The sequence below is a fragment of the Maribacter sp. genome (assembly GCF_039968975.1).
In the GTDB taxonomy this organism is placed as follows: domain Bacteria; phylum Bacteroidota; class Bacteroidia; order Flavobacteriales; family Flavobacteriaceae; genus Maribacter.
Genome location: NZ_JBDVOT010000003.1, coordinates 1 through 21,560 on the forward strand (window position 1 = coordinate 1; position 21,560 = coordinate 21,560).

Sequence of the window (21,560 nt, forward strand, 5' to 3'; positions counted from 1 at the left end):
AACCATATTCATCAACTACAAGGGCAATGGCCTCACGTTTTTCAATGAATATTTCAAACAATGTTGGGATCGGTGTACTTCTACGGGTTACTAGAATTTCACGTTTAATATCTTTCAAAGGAATATCACCGTTCTGGTTGATCATCTCTTCCAGTACATTATCCTTTAATACAAAACCGGTAACATTATCCATATTATCGGTATAAACAGGTATTCTTGAAAAACGCAATTTTGGGTTATCGGTAAAGAAATCTGCAATCGTTTTTTCATCAGACGCTACTTTCATCACCGCTCTTGGCGTCATAATATCTTTCACCAATACTTCATCAAACTTCAACAAGTTTTTAATGATAGTAGATTCAGATTTTTCAAAAACACCTTCTTCATGCGCCATATCTGTCATGGCATGAAAATCTTCTCTACTTAATACGCTGCCATGGTGATTGCCACCGCCTACCATTTTGGTAAACAAACGTAGTAACCATAGTAAACCGGTATATTTTAAGCCCAAAACCATTATATTCAGTGCCTTTGTAGAGAAATTTGCCAACTGTTTCCAGTAGGTGGCGCCAATGGTTTTTGGTATAATTTCTGACGCTACCAAAATAAGTATGGTCATTATGGTAGAAACCACACCCACCATTAAATCTTCTGTAAACGTTATACCGAATATTGACTTGGTTTCGCTACCGTAAAGTTCAGCATAAGCAACCTTTGCCTGAACACCTACCAAAATTGCACCAACGGTGTGGGCAATGGTATTTATGGTCAAAATAGCAATTAACGGTTGATCCACATCTTTTTTAAGTGCCTCTAGTTTTTTGGCGTAAGCATGCCCTTCGTTCATTTTTACATTAATGAATGTTGGCGTTATACTCAACAATACTGCTTCTAGTATAGAACACAGAAAGGAGAAGAAAATAGAAATGAATGCGTAAAAAAGTAGTAGTCCCATGGGGTTATTTTATGAATCGAAGATATTAATAAAAACGTTAAGGTTTGTGCTGTTTTGCGTTATCAAATGCCTGATAAAATATTTGTTGGATGGATGAACGGATATTTAGGTTGTAAATATTGCGATTTTCTCTCGTAGGATATACCCTGTTCGATAAGAATATATATACCAATTGATGCTCTGGATCTGCCCAAACAAAAGTACCCGTAAAACCACTATGCCCAAAACTTGATGCACCTACTTCTGGAGCAGGGTAAGCATCTGCAATTTTAAAGGTGTTGTTCTCTAAATAAGGTTTGTCAAAACCTAAACCTCTTCTATTATCATTATCGGTATATTGTACTTTGGTGAATTCTTTAACCGTATTTTCAGAAATGTATTGCTTGCCGGCATAATGGCCGTTTTGCATAAACATTTGCATGATGATCGCTAAATCATCTGCAGTACCAAACAAACCTGCGTTGCCAGAAATGCCGCCTAATAAAGATGCATTTTCATCATGTACCCAGCCTTGGGTTAGCGTATGTCTGTAAATAGTATCTGTTTCTGTAGGTACTATTTTGTTACTGAATTTTTTGGTGCTGGGCAGAAAACCAAAGGTTTTCATACCAAGTGGTTTGTAAAATTCTTGTTCCATATACTCTGCATATGGAACACCGGTTATTTGAGTAATAAGCTCCGGAAAAATAAGAAATGTGAGTCCGGAATATTTATATTTTTTTTCTACAGATACTTCAGAACGATTTATGATTCGGTACATTTTTCGGTTAAATCTATTTTTTACATAGATACCTTCAAAAGCTTCGTTACTAAATCTGTTATTCTTTTTACTGCGGATGAATCTCTTTTTAAACCGACCGTTATTTTTTAGGGTTTTACTGAGAAAAACAATGTAAGGTTCAAGACCCGCTTGATGCGCCAATATCTCGCGAAGCGTAATGTTTGCTTTGTCTTTATGACTTTTCCAAGGTTTCCAATACGTACTAAACGGAACATCTAAATTGAGCTTGCCTTCATCTACCAATTTCATAATTGCAGGTAGCGGACCTAAAATTTTGGTGACCGAAGCTAAATCATAAATATCATTTTCAGCAACAGGTTGTATGCTATCATAGGTGTGAAACCCATAAGCTTCATGAAAAATGATATTCCCTTCTTTTGCAATTAAAACCTGAGCACCTGGGAAAGCATTATTTTTTATACCGGTTGTTACAATACTATCTACTTTCTGATATACGAAAGCGGAATCTAATTCATAAGCCGCCAATGAAGATGCTTGTAAACTAGAACCTGCCGGAAGCAAAAGTGGTTGCGTATTTTGAACTTGCGCCACTAGCGCAGAACATAATAAACCAAAAAGTATAAAAAGATAGTTGCGCATGTAAATAGGGTTTAACCTAACAATTTTATCGCATCTTTTGCAAAGTAGCTGGCTATGATATTAGCACCCGCTCTTTTAATTGCGGTCAGTTGTTCCATCATTACGGCATCATGATCCAACCATCCTTTTTCAGCGGCTGCTTTCACCATGGCATATTCACCAGAAACTTGATACACCGCAACCGGCACATCAACTTCGTTCTTTATTTCACGAACAATATCAAGATAGCACAATCCGGGTTTTACCATCACGATATCGGCACCTTCGTCAATATCCATCTGTGTTTCACGAATGGCTTCAAAACGGTTGGCATAATCCATCTGGTACGTTTTTTTATCCTTAGGTACATTTTTGATATCTACAGGAGCAGAATCTAGCGCATCTCTAAACGGACCGTAGAAGGCACTGGCATATTTTGCACTGTATGCCATTATACCCGTATTTAAATAACCTTCATCTTCCAAAGCTTCACGAATGCTAAGAATGCGACCATCCATCATATCACTTGGAGCAACAAAATCTGCACCTGCCTTGGCATGAGAAACACTCATTTCAGTTAAAACGTCTACACTCTCGTCATTTAAAATTAATCCGTCTGCAACAATACCATCATGACCGTAAGAAGAGTAGGGGTCAAGGGCAACATCTGTCATCACCAACATATCTGGACATGCATTTTTAACCGTTTTAATAGCCAATTGCATTAATCCGTTTTCGTTCAAAGCCTCAGAACCTTGGTTATCCTTTAAATTGTCCGGTACTTTCACGAACAATAAAACAGAGCGTAGCCCCATTTGCCAAAGTTCTTTTACCTCTTTGGTCAAATTATCTAGACTAAGACGGTAATAGTTGGGCATAGAAGGTATTTCTTCTTTAATGCCCTTGCCTTCCACTACAAAAAGCGGAACCAAAAAATCATTTGGAGATATAATGGTTTCGCGAACTAAACTACGTAGGGCTTCTGAGGTTCTTAGTCTTCTTGGGCGTATAAGTGGGTACATAATGCTATATTTTATTACTTATTGAGATTCTTGACTTTTTTTGATAATACTCTTTAAACGTTCTTTTCTAAGCGCAGCTTCCTTTTTCAACTTGTTTTTCTTCCGTTCCATAAGCTTGGCATGCTTTGCTTTGTTCAATGTGTTTTTAGCCTTGCCTTTTTTTGCCATATCAGAATATTTAAAGTCAAACTGTTGGTTACTTTTTCTCCGTAAAGTCTAGACTTTACCTCATTAAAGTATACGCATCTAGAAGTTATACAAAAATAGGGGAATTTGAATAATAGCTACAGTGGTTAGTACTTATTTTTAAAGGCTTGCCAATTACTGCTGCTTGAAACATTAATGCGTAAAGTAAGGTCAATAGGAGTTGTTTCAAGATTAGATGTCAGGTGAGAAATAGGTTGTTTCAGTTTTTTGCCCAAATAGAAAGTGCCATTGAACTTCATTCATACAAATAAGAGATGCCTATTAAAAGGCGCTATTTTCAAATTAAAGCTATAATTTGTAGCCGAATTCTTATTCTTAGTTGTATTGTATTTAAAAATTTTAAAAATTCCTGTGTTTAGTAGATTTCACGTGTCTTTTCTGATCATTTTTTTAATAGCTAACAGTATTAATTCTCAAACTAATGGTCGTGAGCTCGATAAAAAAATAGATTTAATTTATGAATTGAGTGAAACTGATTATAAGGAAAGTATTGTAGCATCAAAGAAGCTTCTGTCTGAGGTAGATAAGTATAGTGATGATGCAGTTAAAGCGAGAATTTATGTAGTTACTAGTAATGTGATGCTTTTTAATGGTGATGTAAGTACAAGCATAGAAAATTTAAAGAAAGCAATCTCCTTAATCGAAGGTAAAGATGAAGATAGCCTTTATCTACATGCAAATTGGATACTTGCTAAGGCTTATGTAGAAACCTATAATTATGAGAATGCATTTCAAATATATACTAATCTCATTGTTGCAGATGAATATGTAAGCACTTCAGACAAGCATTTTTTTAAATGGGGAACACTGGGCGATTTTGCACATTTAAACTCGTTAATTGGTAGAAAAGACCAGGCATTAAGATTGTATGTTAAATCATTTGAACTAGCTAAAGATTCAATCAACATTGCGCATTGGCAAAAGATTGCCTTAAATATTGCTGATTTATATAATTTTTTTGGGAAAAAGAATTCTGCGCAAATATATTTCAATAAGTATCAAAGATTGAGTGATAGGTATAAACCCACACTCGTAGAAGACTTTTTACCAAGATATAGGGGTAATCTAGCTTTTTATGATAAGAATTATAAAGAGGCAATACGAGAATATGAGATATATGAGCAATTGCTAAGTGCTGATTTTGATGCAAAAGACGAAGAAGTTTTAATTAGAAAAAGCAGGTCATATGTTGAATTAGAACAATTGGATAGTGCTTCAGTTGTACTCCAGGAAATTAAGGATATGGATAATTTTACCAGAATGGAGGCTTATTTGGATCCAGATTTTTATAGAATTTATTATGATATCTATTTAAAACAAGGGGAACTTCAGGTAGCTAGTAATTATTTAGAGAAATACGATCAAGCGCAAGAAAGGTATAACAAGTTTGCTTTCAATACAGTTGATGAATTATACAAATTAAAAACTAAAGAGACTGAAATAAATGAAAAAGGTCAAAAGTCTAAATTACAGTTATATATAAATTATTTATTATTTGCCTTAGGTACTTTGTGTATTGTTTTTATAGTAGTTTTCACAATTAAACAAAGAAGAGAAAAGAAAAAATTTGAAGCGTTAATGCTTAAGTTTAAAGACAAAAAATCTTCAGTTGAATCTAAGTCTATTTCAATAGATATTAAAGACGAAAAAGTAGAGGCTTTAATTGATCAGATTAAGAATTTAGAAGCACAAGGTTTTTTTCTAAAACAGAAAACTACCTTATATAATACAGCAAAGAAATTAAAAACAAATACCTCTTACCTGTCTACCGTTATCAATACTCATTTAGGGATCACTTTTTCTGCTTTCGTAAATGAAATACGTATTAATTATATTATAAACGAGTTGAAAATAAACAAGCAATTACGCTCCTATTCTGTGAAAGCCATTGCAGAAGAAATTGGTTATAAAAGTGCCGATTCATTCTCCAAATATTTTAAGCAAAATACAGGATTATCGCCATCTTCATTTATTAAAAAATTGAACAAGGAAAGTTAAATGGTACAACAGTTTTTTTTAAAGAAATCTCTTAATTTTTTTTCAATAATTTTTGAAATAGAACACCGTGTATTTATTCAAAAAATACTCTTTGTTTTCTGTTTCCTTTTTCTAATGGTATTTACTGTTTGGGGTCAAAATAAGAACCCTGAATTAGGGGTAAAAATTGAAAAAGTGTACACGTTAGCTTCACAAAATGTGCAGCAAGGACTTCAGGAAGCTAATAGCTTATTGGCGGAAATTGATGATTATGAGAGTTATTACGATAAAGCGGTAATTTACACTGTTGTTGCCAATATTACGATGTGGAATGGTAAGTATGACCAGGGTATAGCATTAATAGAAAAAGCAATAGATTTAATAGAGGGCAAAGAACATGATATGTTGTATTCTCAAACACAACAAATACTTGCTTATGCATATATAGCAATGTACAGATATGGTGATGCATTTAAGTTGTATTCTAACATGATTGTTGATGATAAGTTTGGGTCTAAAGAGAATAGAGATTTTTTCAGAAAAACTTCTAAATTCGATTTTGGGGTATTAAATTCTTTAATTGGAAGGAAGAAGGAAGCACTTGCTTTATATCTGGAAGCAGAAAAATACCAAACAGATTCTAAAATGATATCTGCTTATTGGGAGCAAAAGGCACAACTATATATTGCAAATTCTTTTTATTTTTTTAATAAAAAAGATTCCGCAAATTATTATTACAATCGGTATAAAAATTTAGAAAAGGAACAGGGTGAGACACTTGCAATACCATACGTTCATTGGTATGAAGGAAATAAGGCTTATTATGATGCTGATTATAAAATGGCCATAAAAAAGTATAATCAGTATGAAAAGTCATTGACTGATAAATTTAATAAAACAGATGACGAAATGCTGATTAGAAAGGCTAGGGCATTTTACAGTATCGGTCAATTAGATAGTGCTTTAGTGAATCTTGAAATGGTCAAAGATTCTAATTATTTAAAAAAAGAGCCCTATTTAAATCCTGAGTTCTTCAAAATTCAACATGATATTTATTCAGATAAAAAAGATGAAAAATTGGCGGATGAATATTTGATGAAATATATAGCAGCACAGGAAAGATTTGGTCAATTTAAAATGAACACTCTAGAAAGTTTATATGAATTAAAGGAAAATGAAACTAAGGTTGAGCAAGAGATTGTAAAATCAGATTTAAAGTATTACAATAATTATCTATGGATTGCCTTGGGTGGATCAGTCATGTGTTTCGTGGGTTTTACGCTATGGAAACAAAAAAAGGAAAAGAAAAAGTTTGATGCATTAATGCAAAGAACAGAGGACAAAACACCGCTTAACACTTCATTTGAATCAAATACGAATACCACTGAAATAAAAGATGAAAAAGTCGAGGCATTGATTCATCAAATTAAAGAACTACAAGAACAAGGCTTTTTTCTAAAACAAAAGACAACCTTATATAACACCGCAAAAAAGTTAAAAACAAATACCTCTTACCTGTCTACCGTTATCAATACTCATTTAGGTACTACATTTTCAGCTTTTGTTAATGAAATTAGAATTGATTATATCATTAATGAGTTGAAAACAAACAAGCAATTGCGTTCCTATTCTGTGAAAGCCATTGCAGAAGAAATTGGTTATAAAAGTGCCGATTCATTCTCCAAATACTTTAAGCAGAATACCGGTTTGTCGCCATCATCGTATATTAAGAAATTGAATAAGGATAGTTAAATGAATTTTCAAAATTTGAGATGGTATAAATCCATCATTATTCTATTATTAATCTTTATTGGATCTACAGAGAAAATTCATGCTCAGCAAGATATGGAAGGCATATCTGATAGCTTGATTACGAAGGTTCAAAAAATTTACAATAATCCTAATCTTACCGGAGAGCAAACATTATCTGCAGTAAATAAAATCTTTTATAATATCGATAAGTATAATATCAAAGAACAAGTAACTATTTACCTTGTTTTAATTGATTTTCAAATATCAGAAGGTTTGTATGATGAAGCTATCAAGAACTGCCATATAGCCCATAAAAGAGCTAACAAAAATGGTTTTGCTTATGAATCAGTGCTTTCAAATTATTATTTAGCAAGAGCTCTTAATTTTAATTATGAATACGATAAATCTTTTGAACTGTTTAAGTCGCTGGCTCAATTAATCAATGATAGTAATTATGAGTATTTAGCTATTCTATCTGAAATAGAAATGGCATCGTTTTATAAGATAATTGGCAAATACCGTGATGCATTAGATATAAGGCTTAAGATTGTTAAAACAAAAGCAGACTTTTTGAAAAAAAGATGGAATCCAGCGTACCATAGTCAGTTTATAAATATTTCTAATTTATATAATGAACTGGGGATAAAAGATTCAACCTTGTTTTATAGAGAAATATATGAAAACAATATTGATGAGTTTACAGCGGATGAGAGTGAACATTTTTTCTTATTAAAGAACGAGGCCGATATTGATTTTAAAGATGAGAAGTTTAAGGAGGCTATTGATAACTATAGAAAATATAATCATTGGGTATTTAAAAGGTACAATGAATATGATTCTCCCTTGCTTATCAATAAAAGTAAAGCCCACTTAGCCTTGGGCGAAGTGGATAGCGCATTGAACAATTTAAATTTGATTAAAAGCGGCCCCATTTTTTTAAAGGAACAGAAATATATTTCCCCAGATTTCTATAAATTATATATAGATATTTATAAAAAGAAGGGCGAAGATGACTTAAGAAAAGAATATGAGCAGAAATATTATAAAGCGTTAGAAACCTATAACTCGTTTAAATTTAACACGCTTGATAATCTATACGATATTGACAAGCAGCGTATACAAATAGAGAACGCCAATACAGCCAATGATTATAAGAGTACATTAAATTATCTATGGATTGCCTTAGGAGGATTGGTTATTTGTTTCATAGGTTTTGTGCTATGGAAACAAAAAAGAGAAAAGAAAAAGTTTGATGCATTAATGCAGAGAACAGAGGGCAAAACACCGCTTAACACTTCACTTGAATCAAATACGAATACTACTGAAATAAAAGATGAAAAAGTCGAGGCATTAATTCATCAAATTAAAGAACTACAAGAACAAGGCTTCTTTCTAAAACAAAAGACAACCTTATATAACACCGCAAAAAAGTTAAAAACAAATACCTCTTACCTGTCTACCGTTATCAATACTCATTTAGGTACTACATTTTCTACTTTTGTTAATGAAATTAGAATTGATTATATCATTAAAGAGTTGAAAACAAACAAGCAATTACGTTCCTATTCTGTGAAAGCCATTGCAGAAGAAATAGGATACAAAAGTGCCGATTCATTCTCCAAATACTTTAAGCAAAGTACCGGTTTGTCACCTTCTACTTTTATAAAAAACATCAATAAAAAGGGTTAAATGCCACTTTTTATGCAACGTTGATAGTAATTGATGTTTTTTCGCTTCATTTAAAATAAATATTTGATAATCAAATAATTAAAATTAGTTAGAGCACCCTATTTTTATAAATTTAGGGTGACATGACTTGTTTTAAAGAGAGAAATCGCCCTTTCTTTACGGAAAGATTACCGTTCAGCTTTAAAAATTTTACGATCGTATTTAGCTAACAATTTAATAGCAGTTCGGGCATTTTTAAATTTAGTAAAACAATCATTTTAATCTTTAAAATTTTAAATCATGAGAAAATCAGTTATCGCATTCGCCATTTTAGTTAGTTCAGTATTCAGCACTGTAAGTGCCAATACAGATTCGGGAAATAGAATCGCTAAAATCAACAGAACAGGTATTACCAATGTATCACCAATGGTTATGGCCATTGTTGAAGATGATGTAGCCGTTGTAAAGAGTTTTATTGCCTATGGTGTCAATATAGAGCAAGAATCTAAAACCGGTGCTCAAATGACCGCTTTAATGTATGCCGCTCGTTATAACCAATTAGATATTGTTAAAGTATTGATTGCAGAAGGGGCAAGTACTTCAAAAAAATCTAAACTAGGAGCTACAGCTTTAGATTATGCAAAGTTATCAGGAGCTACCGAGGTAGTTACGTATTTAGATAGCTTGTAAATAATAAGAAGTAATTAGATTAAAGCTATCTAGATGCTAAAAATATCTGGATAGCTTTAATTAAAACTAAAAAACTTACCATAAAAAACCATTTTATCAACTGCTTTATGTTTATACTCTTTAATTATTTAATTTCTAAATTGTTGAGTTTGCTGTGGCTTTCTGCTTTTTATAAATATGGAATTCTTTTAATTGGCTGTAAGGCATTAATTACGCTTTATTTACGTAAGAAACTACAAAACGTGTAACATTTCTACAATTATAGACACTTATAGAAAAAAACTATTCACTAACCATCAAACTATATAGTATGCTTTCGATTACAAATTTGAACAAAACTTATCCAAATGGCACCCAAGCCTTAAATAATGTAAACTTGGAAATTGGTACCGGTATGTTTGGACTACTTGGACCTAATGGTGCAGGAAAATCTTCATTAATGAGAACTATTGCTACGTTACAACAAGCAGATAGCGGAGATATAGAATTTAATGATATTAACATCTTTACCGAACCAGATGAACTTAGAAAGGTTTTGGGATATCTACCTCAAGATTTTGGAGTATATCCAAAAGTATCTGCAGAGATGATGCTAAATCATATTGCAAAAATTAAAGGAATTCAAAGTAAAACGGACCGTAAGGCATATGTGGCCGATTTATTGAACAAAGTGAATCTCTATAAATTTCGTAAACGAAATCTTGGTGATTATTCTGGTGGTATGCGCCAACGTTTTGGTATTGCTCAAGCACTGATCGGTAATCCTAAACTGATTATTGTAGATGAGCCTACAGCTGGTCTTGATCCATTAGAACGTAACCGTTTTCATAATTTATTGAGTGAGCTTGGGGAAGATGCCGTGGTTATCTTATCTACACATATTGTAGACGATGTTATCAACCTTTGTGAAAACATGGCAGTGTTTAACGAGGGTAGAGTAATGGTGCAAGGACACCCAATGGAGCTTACAAGTACCTTGAACGGTAAAGTATATAGAAAGAACATATCTAAGGAGGAAATTGAAATATACCAATCTGAATATAATGTACTATCTAACTATTTACGAGGGGGTAATTTATACGTAAATGTCTATTCTGAAGACATGCCTGGTGAAGGTTTTGAGAAGGTGGCCAATAACCTAGAAGATTTTTATTTCTATAGTATCAACCAACAACAAACCGTATAATTATGAAAGATATATTCTTATTTGAGCTTAAGTATAGGCTAAGGAGACCTGTGACCTATATCTACATATTGATTATGTTTTTAATACCTTTTTTAATATCGGTATTTGATGACTCCGCAACGGCAGAATTTACCAATAGTCCAAATAATGTTACAGGTGTTCTTGGAGTTTTAAGTGTAATTGCATTGTTCTTTTATGCTGCAGTTATGGGCGTGCCTGTTTTTAGAGATGAAGAACATAAGACTGCACAAACCTATTTTACTTACCCAGTTTCTGAAAAAAGTTATATAATGGGGCGTTTTTGGGGTAGCTTTACCATTGTAACGCTAATGAATTTTGCGGCCATGGTAGGCGCAATGTTCGGTTATATACTTGGGGCGTTATTAGATAGACCAGATTATGGAACGTATACCGATTTCAATTTTGGATCTTACTTCTTTCCGTTTTTTTATATGTTGGTATTTAATTCCTTTTTTATTGGAAGTCTCTTCTTTTGTTTGATGACTTTTTTTAAGAGAATGCCCATATTGTATTTAGGCGGTATTGTAATCTTTATCATTAATATGCTGTCTGGTCAGTTACTGTCTAGTTTAGATACGGAATGGTTAAGTATTTATATTGATCCTTTTGGGGGTTCTGCATATGAATATCTATCTAAATATTGGTCTGTAGACGAATTGAATACAACTCAACTTGCTTTAACCGGTAAGTTTCTTTTAAACCGTTTGCTATGGCTAGGTATTGGGGTTTTGATATTTTTATTTACACTTTATAGATTTTCATATAAAGGCTTTTTATCCTCTAAGAAAAAGAAAAAAGTAAAGAACAATGATGAAACGTACCAAGCACTTGAGCCTGTAAATGTTGTTCAATCCTTTAGTAAAAAAGCACAACGTCAAAATCTGTGGTCATTAAGTAAAATAGAATTTTTGTCCATTATTAAGGAACCTATTTTTCTAGTGCTATTGATTATAGGTATTATAGCGGCCGCTTTTATAACTTACCAGAACAATCAGTATAACGGTACAGCTTCGTTACCGCTTACCAGATATATGGTGGCTTATATAACGGGCGGTATTGAATTATTTTCAACTATAATATTGGTTATTTATGCAGGTGAAGCCGTACACCGAACGCGCAGTAATAAAACTTTTGAATTTTATGATGCGCTACCTGTAAGTAACACTACTTTATATCTTTCAAAGATTGTGTCTCTTATTGGTGTAGCAGTGATGTTGTTATTTGTAAATATTTTTACTGGTATAATGTATCAAGTTGTAAATGGTTATTTCAATTTTGAGCTAGGTATGTATTTGACTTATAATTTTACATTTTTGCTTCCGTCTTTTATTACCATACTATTAATGTCATTTTTTATCCATGTACTGGTTAATAACAAATTTTTAGGTCATTTTATAGTAATCATTATATATGTAGGCTTACCTATCATAATTGACTTAGTTTTTAAAACAGGTAATCCGCTTATAATATTCGGCGCTACGACACCTAGCTTTATAAGTGACCTTAATGGATTTGGTCATTACCTCACCGGTAAATTTTGGTTGAACTTATATTGGATTCTCTTTACATGTGTTTTGGCGGCTATTGGTAAAATATTTTGGAGTAGAGGCTTTTATTCTTCGGCTAAAGAACGTTTAAAATTAGCTAAAAGTAGATTTAAAGGTAAAACGGTTGCATATACTTTATTTTTCTTCTTCGCTTTTATTTCTGTGGGCGCTTATAGTTTCTATAATATTAAGATATTAAATCAATTAGAAGACGATGATTATATTGAAAAACTTTCCGCAGATGCAGAAAAGGCTTATGGAAAGTATATTGACAAACCACATATTCAAGTGCTAGACTTAGATGCAACTATTGATATTTTTCCTGATACCCGTGGGGTAGATGCAAAAGGTGTTTTTACAGTTGTAAATCCGTCTAATCAACCAATAGATTCGGTATTAATGGAAGTTACCTTCCCAACGTTCGATACCAAGATTACAAGGGTGGTGTACAATGAAAAAGAACTTAAACCTGTAATTAGCGACTCTTTGTATAAATTATTCATTTATAAGCTGCCACAAGCTCTACAGCCAAAGGATACGGCTAACTTGGTGATTGAAACACAGGTTAGAACCCATGGTTTTTCGGATGATAGAGAAACCGCAGTTTTAAACAATGGAACTTTTTTTAATGATGGAATATTTCCTAAATTCCATTTTACACCTTCATTGACGGAGAATGGTGTTCGAAAAAAGTATGGTTTAAAAGAACTTGATTTTATATACCCTCAAAGAACAGATACTATTGCCATAAAAAAGAATTTATTTAATGAGGATAGCAACTATATGACTTTTGAGGCAACTATAAGCACAACAAAAGGACAAACGGCCGTTGCTCCAGGCCTATTGGTTGAGCAATGGGATAGTGATGATAGAAGCTATTTTAGCTATAAAATGGAGGGTAAAACAGATTACTTTTTCAATTTTGTTTCTGCAAAGTATGATATTGAAAAAGATGTTTGGACGGCACCAAGTGGAAAAAAGGTTAGTATCGAAATTTATCATTCACCTAAGCATAAACGCAATTTAGATTCTTTTATTAAAGGGGTTAAAATTTCATTGGATTATAATTCAAAGAATTTTTATGAATATCCATATTCGGTAATCAGGATTATTGAGTTTCCTGCACATTCTACATTTGCACAATCTTTTGCTACGACTATTCCGTATTCTGAAGATTTTGGATTTGTAGCTGACTTCTCTAACAATGAAGATTTTAATTATGCTTTTAGTACTACGTCACATGAAATTGCTCACCAGTGGTGGGCGCATATCGTTACACCAAGTAACACAACCGGTGCAAATATTATTTCTGAAACCTTGGCGGAGTATGTTTCTTTAATGACAATGAAACAGGAATATGGCGAAAATGGAATTAAAGGTTTTTTAAAGCCTTCATTAGATACATATTTAACAAGAAGATCATTTAGCTTTAAACCAGAACGCCCATTAATGGATGTTGAAACTGCCCAGCATATCTGGTACCAAAAGGGTTCTATGGTAATGTATGATTTACAGGATGTAATTGGGGAAGATGTGATAAATGCCGGACTAAAATCCTTTTTACATGAATACAAGTATTTTGAGAAAGGGGTGTACCCAACTTCTGAAGATTTTTATAAAGCTATTTATAATGTTACTCCAGATTCCTTAAAATATAAGGTTGACGATGGTTTCAAAGAAATTGTTCTTTATGAAAACCGTGTGATGGATACTAAAACCAAAAAGCTAGATAATGGCAAATGGGAAACCACATTCACGGTAAATTCTAAGAAGATTTACTACGATGATACCGGTAAAGAAAAGTTGATTGACGATAAGAAGAACCTAGTAGATATTGGGCTCTTTGGTGAAGATATTACAGGTGATGATGGGGTAACTATTAAGAATCCGTTTTACTTTGAATTAAAGTGGCTTTCAGCAGGTGATAATACATTTACTGTTGTTACTGATGAAAAGCCCTTAAAAGCAGGTATTGATCCTTATAATAAGTTGATCGATCGTAATTCTGATGATAATTTAGAGTCAGTAGAAGAGTAGTTTTTCAATTTAGTTAGGTATAAACCTGTTCGTAAAATGGTAATTGCCATAAACGGACAGGTTTTTACTTTTTATAGAGCTAGCCTTCTGGAGTTATATTCTTTAAATGGATTAATATAAACCTTAGATTTCTATCTCACCTACCAAATAACAAACTCCCTTACCCGATATTTTTACTCGATCTCCATGATATTCGCATTGCAGATCACCACCGCGTTCAGATAGTTGTTTGGCAGTTAGTACTTTCTTATTCATTTTCTCTGACCAATACGGAGTTAAAGTGGTGTGTGCAGAACCCGTAACCGGGTCTTCTGGAATACCACATTGCGGAGCAAAAAAGCGGGAAACAAAATCTACTTCATTGCCTTTTGCAGATACAATGACTCCTCTACAATCCAACTCATTTAATAAATGAAAATTAGGAGTAATGGCTTCTATGTCCGCTTGAGATTCATAAATAAGCATATAGTCGGTCTTGCCTTTGAATGTTTCCAACGGTTGTTTTCCTAGAGCTTTTGATATATTGATTTGTTCTGAAACTGGCATTACATCATCCGTAGGGAAATCCATGGTTAATAATCCCGATTCACTTTTTTGAACTAATAACTCGCCACTTCTAGGTGAAATAAACCGTAAGGTATTTTCGTTATAACCGTAATAATTATAGAGTGTAAAGGCAGTTGCAAGAGTGGCATGCCCACAAAGATCAACTTCTATTTCTGGAGTAAACCAACGTAGCTCATAATGATCATCTTTCTTTACGGCATATGCCGTTTCCGCTAAATTATTTTCAGCGGCTATTTTTTGCATTACTTCAGTTTCTAACCATTTTTCAAGAATACAAACTGCAGCCGGATTGCCGCCAAATAGTTTTTCAGTAAAGGCGTCAATCTGATATATTTTCTGTTTCATAAGAAATTATTCTAGTCCCAATTTACGACTTAATTCATCAGCTTTCTGAAGCCATTTTTTAGGTGCATCAAATCGATATCCCATATAAAATTCTAAAAAACTTATAGAGTCGTCCAGAATAAAATTCTCATCGGAAGTATGACTTAGTAATTGCGTATTAATATTGACCCCACCAAAAAAGTTTTCTGAATTATAACCACCGGTCATTCTAAAAATCAATTGTGCGAGTCCGTTAAACGAAGTTTTTCCTTCTGTTTTTGATAGATTAAATCCTAATCCGCCTGTTGCACCCGCGGAGACGAGATAGTTTTCGTCAAAAATCCAATTGTAATAATACCCAGGACCAATGGCTAGTTTAAAAGATTTCTCCAATTGATTGTCTATAATAGGGTCTTCTAGCCTAAACTTGGTGTAATAGTATGATATGCTGGGTATAAAACTGCCAACACTCTGTTTTTGCCACTCGTTCTGAAAACCGATGGCACGAAAAGAAAAGTCTTCATTAAATATATAACTAGATGTTCCGCCAATTTTAAAGGTTCTTAAATCATCTACGGGTAAGGTTAGTTCTGATGTTCTAATGAAGAACCCTTTCTGTTTGTAGATGTCCAAGGTCTGCATATACTGACCAAAAAATGTTCTTATGTTGAAAGTGATCAGTTTTGAGTCTCCGTTGTCTTTATTCTCCGATAAAAAATTGGGAGCATAACCAAAATCAACTTCTAGAAACCGAAATAGAACAGATACGCCTAAATAACTTTTATCGTTGGGTATAAATTCCGTCTTGTTGCGTGTTATCTTGTCCCTAACGGTAAAACTATTAGAAGTCGTCTGTAATGATAGCCTCACGGTTATCTTATCAGGAAAAGCTTCTTTGTAATGTGAATTTTGAGCAGAACATATACAAATTGAGCAAAGTAAACTCAATGTTAGTAGTGTTCTTAAACCCATGCTTTAGGTTCTTTTAAAACTTGTAACAAACGCTCTTCTTCACTACCATTTTCCGGTTGGTGATCATAGAGCCATTGTACATGTGGTGGTAGGCTCATTAAAATACTTTCTATTCTGCCATTGGTCTTTAACCCGAATAAAGTTCCCTTGTCATGAACTAGGTTAAATTCTACGTATCTACCTCTCCTAACCTCTTGCCAATCTCGTTGCTCTTTACTGTAATCAAGGTCTTTTCTTTTTGTAACGATTGGTACATAACAGTCTAAGAAACTGTTGCCCACTTCAGTAACGAAGTTGTACCAGGCTTGCATATCCATTTCTGGAGTTGCTTTGCAATAATCAAAAAATAGACCGCCAAGACCGCGTGCTTCGTTTCTATGCGTGTTCCAGAAATACTCATCGCAACGTTTTTTATAGGTATCGTAAAAGTTAGGATTGTGTTTGTCGCAAGCATCTTTACATACTTGATGAAAGTGAACGGCATCTTTGTCAAACAGGTAATAGGGAGTCAAATCTTGCCCGCCGCCAAACCATTGATCTACAATTTCACCATCTTTCCCGTACATTTCAAAATAGCGCCAGTTGGCGTGAACCGTAGGAACCATTGGGTTTTTTGGATGCAGAACCAAGCTAAGTCCGCAAGCGAAGAAATTAGCATCTTCTACTCCAAAATAAGCTTTCATACTATCGGGAAGCTCACCATGTACACCAGATATATTTACGCCGCCTTTTTCAAAAACACTACCGTTCTCAATTACTCTTGTTCTACCGCCGCCACCTTCTGGACGTACCCAAATGTCTTCTTGAAAAGTAGCAGTGCCGTCTACTTCTTCTAACTTAGAAGTAATTGTATTTTGAAGTTGTTCTATGTAAGCGTAAAATTTATCTTTCATTCTCTAAGATGTAAAGTTCCATGTCTAACGGGTCTTCGTTAGGTGGAGTGTGTTCTTTTAATAACGTTTCTGTCCAAATATAACCACAATTTTTCGCTACTTTAATACTACCGAGATTTGTTTTATGTACGATTATTCTAAGACGTTTTAGCTGTTGTTCGTTCAGTCCCCATTCTGAAATGGTTTTAACGGCTTTAGTAGCCAAACCTTTATTTTTATGGGTATATGCCGTACAATATGCAACTTCAGCTTCTTTTATAGCTCGTCTCAATTCTTTCAAATAAACCAGCCCTACAATGTTTCTATTTTCAGCTTCTTTAATTGTGAATAGATACTCTTTACCCGATAGAAAATCTGATACTTTTTCAAGAATGAAAATATTGGACAATGTCGGATTCAAATTTGCCGCAACCGTCTTAGGAAAGTACCGTTTTATATAATCTGCATTTGCACAAATAAAATCACATAAACGCCATCCATCTTTTTCTGAAATGGGATTTATTTCGAAATACGGTGATTTAAACATGGGCATTTGCTAAAAAATTATAAGGCTAGATCCTCTTCTAAAATTTCTTTGGAATTAGCTTGTTTTTTATACCAAATTGCTAACCCAAAGGTTAAGACGCCTAAACGACCAATAAACATTAAAATAGATAATATTATTTTACCTGAGTCATCAAGGTTACTAGTGATTCCAGTACTAAGGCCAACAGTACCTAGTGCTGAAGCAACTTCGAATAGTATGTTTTCAAATTTAAAATCATTGGTATAGCTTACAAATAATGTTCCAAGAATTAATAGGAGTGTGTAAAAAATAAAAGTTGAAATGGCTATTTGTAAACGTTCTTTGGGTATTCTTTTCCGCATGAAGGTAACTGTTTTCTTTCCTTGAAGTCCACTTTTCATTACCGCTATTATTGCAGTCAACGTAGTAATTTTAATACCTCCGGCAGTACCGGAAGGAGATGCGCCTATGTACATCAGGAATATGGTGATAAGTAATATAGCTTGAGAAAACAGACCGATATCGACAGTATTAAACCCAACTGTAGTCATTGCGCTCATAGCCTGAAAAAAGGAAGCCATTAATCTTTCATTAGCTGGTATAACAGCTAATGTAGGCTCTGTAAAATAGAGTAATAAAGTTCCTACGGTTAACAATAAAATGAACCCATAAAAAATAATCTTAGTAGTAAAGCTTAGTTTGTGCGATTTATTTTTGATAAATAGAAATATATCGGTAACAACTATAAAGCCCATAGAGCCGCAGATGGCAAGCATGCTTATTGTTCCATTTATAAGTTTGCTGTCTATGTACTTTGTAAACCCACTTGGGTCTAAACTGAAACCTGCTGTGCAAAATGCACTTATGCTATGAAATATAGAGGACCATAAGGCATTTATAAAAGACATGCCTTCTGCTTTAAAAGCAATGAATAATAATATAGCTCCGATAGTTTCCATTACAATTGTAAATAGCACAACCGACTTAAGGAAATCTTTTATATGTAACGTTTTTGGTAAAGTAAACTCTGTTTTAAGAATTTTTTGATGCCAATAAGTTATTTTTTTGGTAGTAGATAAAATAACAAAAGTGGTAAAAGTAAGATAGCCAATACCTCCTAATTGAAATAGAACCAAAATCACGAACTGTCCTAAAAAATTATAGGAAGCAGTTAAAGGTACAGTAAGTAAACCGGTGGTTGAAACTGCTGAAGCAGCCGTAAATAGATTATCAACCCAACCAATAGGCTCTTTTTGTAAAATGGGAATGTTTAAAATTAAAAAACCAGTTATAATGTAGGTCAAAAACCCATAGAACAATGTTTGCTGAGGCGTTAGCTTAAGCTTAAATGTTTTGTAGGCTTTTCTAAAACGATTAAAGCAACCCATAATATTGTTACTAGGATACTTTGTATTCCTTTACCGCATCTATAAATGCCTTGGCATTTTCTACAGGTACATTTGGTAGAATACCATGACCTAAGTTGACCACGTAACTATCCTTACCAAATTCATTGATCATTTGGTGTACCATTTTCTTGATTTCAGAAGGTGGGGATAATAAACGTGATGGGTCAAAGTTACCTTGTAAGGTAATTTTACCACCACTTAAATATCGTGCGTTTCTAGCGGAGCAAGTCCAGTCAACACCCAATGCAGAAGCACCTGATTTTGCCATATCGCCTAAAGCAAACCAGCATCCTTTTCCAAATACGATAACCGGAGCTTCATCTTTTAAAGCATCTATTATTTGCTGTATATATTTCCAAGAGAACTCTTGGTAATCTGTTGGGGACAACATGCCACCCCAAGAATCGAATACTTGTACTGCATTTACACCTGCAGCAACTTTTGCTTTTAGATATGCAATAGTAGTATCGGTAATTTTTTGAAGTAATTCATGCGCAACTACAGGCTGCGTAAAGCATAGTTCTTTAGCCTTATCAAATGTCTTACTGCCTTGACCTTGCACACAGTAGCATAGAATTGTCCATGGTGAACCGGCAAAACCTATTAACGGAACTTCGTCGTTCAGTTTTTCTTTAGTGGCTTTTATGGCTTCCATCACATAACCTAAGGTCTCGTGAACATCTGGTACAATTACGCTATCCAAATCTTTTTGATTACGAATAGGATTCGGAAGATAAGGACCAAAATTTGGTTTCATTTCCACATGAATGTTCATTGCTTGTGGTATCACCAAAATATCACTGAATAGTATAGCGGCATCCATACCGTATCTACGGATGGGTTGTACCGTAATTTCAGATGCCAACTCAGGAGTCTGACATCTGGTAAAAAAGTCATACTTTTCTTTGATTGCCATAAATTCAGGTAAATATCTACCTGCCTGGCGCATCATCCATACTGGTGGTCTTTCTACAGTTTCACCTTTTAATGCTTTTAGAAATAAGTCGTTTTTTAAGCTCATATTTTTGTGATAGCTTTTAGCTGCTAGCTCTTGGCTTTTAGCTATTTTTTATTTTACTAATTAGACTATTGATCATTTTAGATTCTATTGAAATCAAGTTATAAATTAACTTCAATTCTTCACTATCTAAAAATTTCAATTCTTCTGATATTATCAATTGAGTTTCTACTTCAAAAAGAGAACCTAGTGCAATCTCTAAAAATCGTTTAAATTCAACTTCACTATTTCTGCTGCATCCTTCTGCGATATTTGAAGGAACTGAAACAGCAGCTCTTGAAAGTTGACTTTTAAGTCCGAATTTTTCTTCGTTTGGCAACTTTTGAACTAAACTATAAACATGCTTGACGATGGTGATTCCATTTTTCCATATTTCAAGCTTTTTAAAGTCCCTCATAATTCATTAAAAAAAGCCAAAGGCTAGCAGACAACAGCTAAAGGCTAATCTTTATAATCCGCATTCACCAATTCGATAACACTTTCTACCGTAGGTATTTTGGCAACTTTTACTTCTTTGAAATGTTCTCTAGCTGCTTTTGCCGTAGTTTCACCAATACAGTAGGCTATCCTATCAGTTGAATTTTCTTTAAGGTAACTTTCAACGTTAGACGGGCTGAAGAACATAATGCCTTTGGCGCTTGCCGGTATTGCTTTACCAGAAAGTTTAGTTCTATATGCTTCTATAGCGTTGACTTCAACATTGTTTTCCTCTAAAATGGTAGGTAGCTCTTCTAAACTTAAGTTACCATGAAAATAGGTAACCTCCGTACCATCAATAAACTCAACTAAATGATTGGCTAAATCTTTTGCATTGTTTTCATAATGCGTGATTTTACCAAATGCATTTTTTAATAATCTTCGGGTTTTTCTGCCTACACAGTAAATGTTTTCAAAATCTAATTCTGCGGCGCTTCTACTGGCTAAAACTGCTTCAACCGCATTTCTACTGGTAAAGACAACATTTTTATGTGTCTTTTTCAATACGATTGGGGAAATACGATTCGGATTAATTTTTATAAAATCGTCTGAATCTGCATTTACAGATATGTTTAATAATAACTGTTGCTGCGGAGTCAGTTTCTTAGTAGAAAATACATTTACTTCTAAACCCGCATTTGCCAATTCCGTCATTAATCTTTTACCTCCTCTGGCTAAAATACTTTTGGCACAATCAATACCTAAATTTTGGTGTTTACCTAGTGGTGCAGTTAATTCAGCTTCCAGCTTTTTACTTCCGTCAACATTCAATAACACCCCTTTAAGCGTAACAATATTTTCTTTATTGATATATGATAATGCACCGATAGGAGCACTACAGCCACCTTCTAATTCTCTTAGAAATTCTCGTTCAAGACTTACGCAGGTATCCGTTTCTTCATGATTTAAATAAGAACATGCTTCACGAATATCCTCATTATCTTCCATGGCTACTACCATGATAGCCCCTTGT

At 33.8% G+C, this 21,560-nt stretch carries 18 protein-coding genes; 6 read left to right on the plus strand and 12 right to left on the minus strand.

All coding sequences use genetic code 11. From position 1 onward, the window contains the following. From ABJI11_RS00040 to ABJI11_RS00055, 4 genes are all read right to left on the minus strand, one after another. Positions 1 to 955, minus strand: a 955-nt coding sequence (locus ABJI11_RS00040; RefSeq protein ID WP_348348382.1) for a CNNM domain-containing protein, incomplete at its 3' end; no start/stop codon positions are given. A 37-nt stretch (positions 956 to 992) separates the two neighbouring features. Continuing rightward, positions 993 to 2,336: a serine hydrolase gene (locus ABJI11_RS00045; RefSeq protein ID WP_348348383.1), complete on the minus strand. Its 1,344-nt coding sequence runs from the start codon at positions 2,334 to 2,336 to the stop codon at positions 993 to 995. Between the two features lie 11 nt (positions 2,337 to 2,347). Further along, positions 2,348 to 3,337, minus strand: a complete 990-nt coding sequence (gene hemB / locus ABJI11_RS00050) for a porphobilinogen synthase (protein ID WP_348348384.1) — start codon at positions 3,335 to 3,337, stop codon at positions 2,348 to 2,350. An 18-nt stretch (positions 3,338 to 3,355) separates the two neighbouring features. Further along, entirely contained in the window at positions 3,356 to 3,505 is a 150-nt protein-coding gene (locus ABJI11_RS00055) for a hypothetical protein (protein WP_276491592.1), read from the minus strand. 408 nt (positions 3,506 to 3,913) lie between these two features. Between ABJI11_RS00055 and ABJI11_RS00060 the strand changes: the two genes are divergently transcribed. The 6 genes from ABJI11_RS00060 to ABJI11_RS00085 all read left to right on the plus strand — a co-directional run bounded on the left by ABJI11_RS00060 (position 3,914) and on the right by ABJI11_RS00085 (position 14,422). Next, positions 3,914 to 5,542: a helix-turn-helix domain-containing protein gene (locus ABJI11_RS00060; protein ID WP_348348385.1), complete on the plus strand. Its 1,629-nt coding sequence runs from the start codon at positions 3,914 to 3,916 to the stop codon at positions 5,540 to 5,542. Positions 5,543 to 5,656: 114 nt separating this feature from the next. Continuing rightward, positions 5,657 to 7,273 carry a helix-turn-helix domain-containing protein gene (locus ABJI11_RS00065; protein WP_348348386.1) on the plus strand — a complete coding sequence of 539 codons (1,617 nt, stop codon included), beginning with the start codon at positions 5,657 to 5,659 and terminating at the stop codon, positions 7,271 to 7,273. A 15-nt stretch (positions 7,274 to 7,288) separates the two neighbouring features. Beyond that, the gene (locus ABJI11_RS00070; RefSeq protein WP_348348387.1) at positions 7,289 to 8,962 is read left to right on the plus strand and encodes a helix-turn-helix domain-containing protein; all 1,674 of its coding nucleotides are present in this window, start codon (positions 7,289 to 7,291) and stop codon (positions 8,960 to 8,962) included. A 279-nt stretch (positions 8,963 to 9,241) separates the two neighbouring features. After that, positions 9,242 to 9,631 carry an ankyrin repeat domain-containing protein gene (locus ABJI11_RS00075; RefSeq protein ID WP_348348388.1) on the plus strand — a complete coding sequence of 130 codons (390 nt, stop codon included), beginning with the start codon at positions 9,242 to 9,244 and terminating at the stop codon, positions 9,629 to 9,631. A 310-nt stretch (positions 9,632 to 9,941) separates the two neighbouring features. Continuing rightward, positions 9,942 to 10,817 (plus strand): ABC transporter ATP-binding protein, encoded by an 876-nt coding sequence (locus tag ABJI11_RS00080; protein WP_348348389.1) that lies wholly within the window; start codon positions 9,942 to 9,944, stop codon positions 10,815 to 10,817. A 2-nt stretch (positions 10,818 to 10,819) separates the two neighbouring features. After that, complete coding sequence (locus ABJI11_RS00085) at positions 10,820 to 14,422, plus strand: M1 family aminopeptidase (RefSeq protein WP_348348390.1); 3,603 nt, start codon at positions 10,820 to 10,822, stop codon at positions 14,420 to 14,422. A 123-nt stretch (positions 14,423 to 14,545) separates the two neighbouring features. Here ABJI11_RS00085 and ABJI11_RS00090 read toward each other — a convergent pair whose 3' ends face one another. The 8 genes from ABJI11_RS00090 to ABJI11_RS00125 form a co-directional block, all read right to left on the minus strand. Beyond that, the gene (locus tag ABJI11_RS00090; protein ID WP_348348391.1) at positions 14,546 to 15,334 is read right to left on the minus strand and encodes a PhzF family phenazine biosynthesis protein; all 789 of its coding nucleotides are present in this window, start codon (positions 15,332 to 15,334) and stop codon (positions 14,546 to 14,548) included. A gap of 6 nt (positions 15,335 to 15,340) precedes the next feature. After that, on the minus strand, positions 15,341 to 16,285 hold the full coding sequence (locus ABJI11_RS00095; RefSeq protein WP_348348392.1) for a DUF4421 family protein: 945 nt from the start codon (positions 16,283 to 16,285) through the stop codon (positions 15,341 to 15,343). Beyond that, positions 16,276 to 17,178, minus strand: coding sequence for an oxygen-dependent coproporphyrinogen oxidase (gene hemF, locus ABJI11_RS00100; RefSeq protein WP_348348393.1), 903 nt, complete (start codon positions 17,176 to 17,178; stop codon positions 16,276 to 16,278). Before hemF ends, ABJI11_RS00095 begins: the two co-directional genes overlap by 10 nt. Beyond that, a complete protein-coding gene (locus ABJI11_RS00105) occupies positions 17,168 to 17,704 on the minus strand; it encodes a GNAT family protein (protein WP_348348394.1) in 537 nt (178 codons plus the stop codon). Before ABJI11_RS00105 ends, hemF begins: the two co-directional genes overlap by 11 nt. Positions 17,705 to 17,721: 17 nt before the next feature. Further along, a complete protein-coding gene (locus ABJI11_RS00110) occupies positions 17,722 to 19,071 on the minus strand; it encodes a potassium transporter TrkG (protein WP_348348395.1) in 1,350 nt (449 codons plus the stop codon). Between the two features lie 10 nt (positions 19,072 to 19,081). Further along, positions 19,082 to 20,113, minus strand: coding sequence for a uroporphyrinogen decarboxylase (gene hemE / locus ABJI11_RS00115; RefSeq protein ID WP_348348396.1), 1,032 nt, complete (start codon positions 20,111 to 20,113; stop codon positions 19,082 to 19,084). Positions 20,114 to 20,150: 37 nt separating this feature from the next. Next, entirely contained in the window at positions 20,151 to 20,507 is a 357-nt protein-coding gene (locus tag ABJI11_RS00120) for a four helix bundle protein (protein ID WP_348348397.1), read from the minus strand. 44 nt (positions 20,508 to 20,551) lie between these two features. Next, on the minus strand, positions 20,552 to 21,560 hold a 1,009-nt coding region (locus tag ABJI11_RS00125; protein WP_348348398.1), incomplete at its 5' end, for a uroporphyrinogen-III synthase.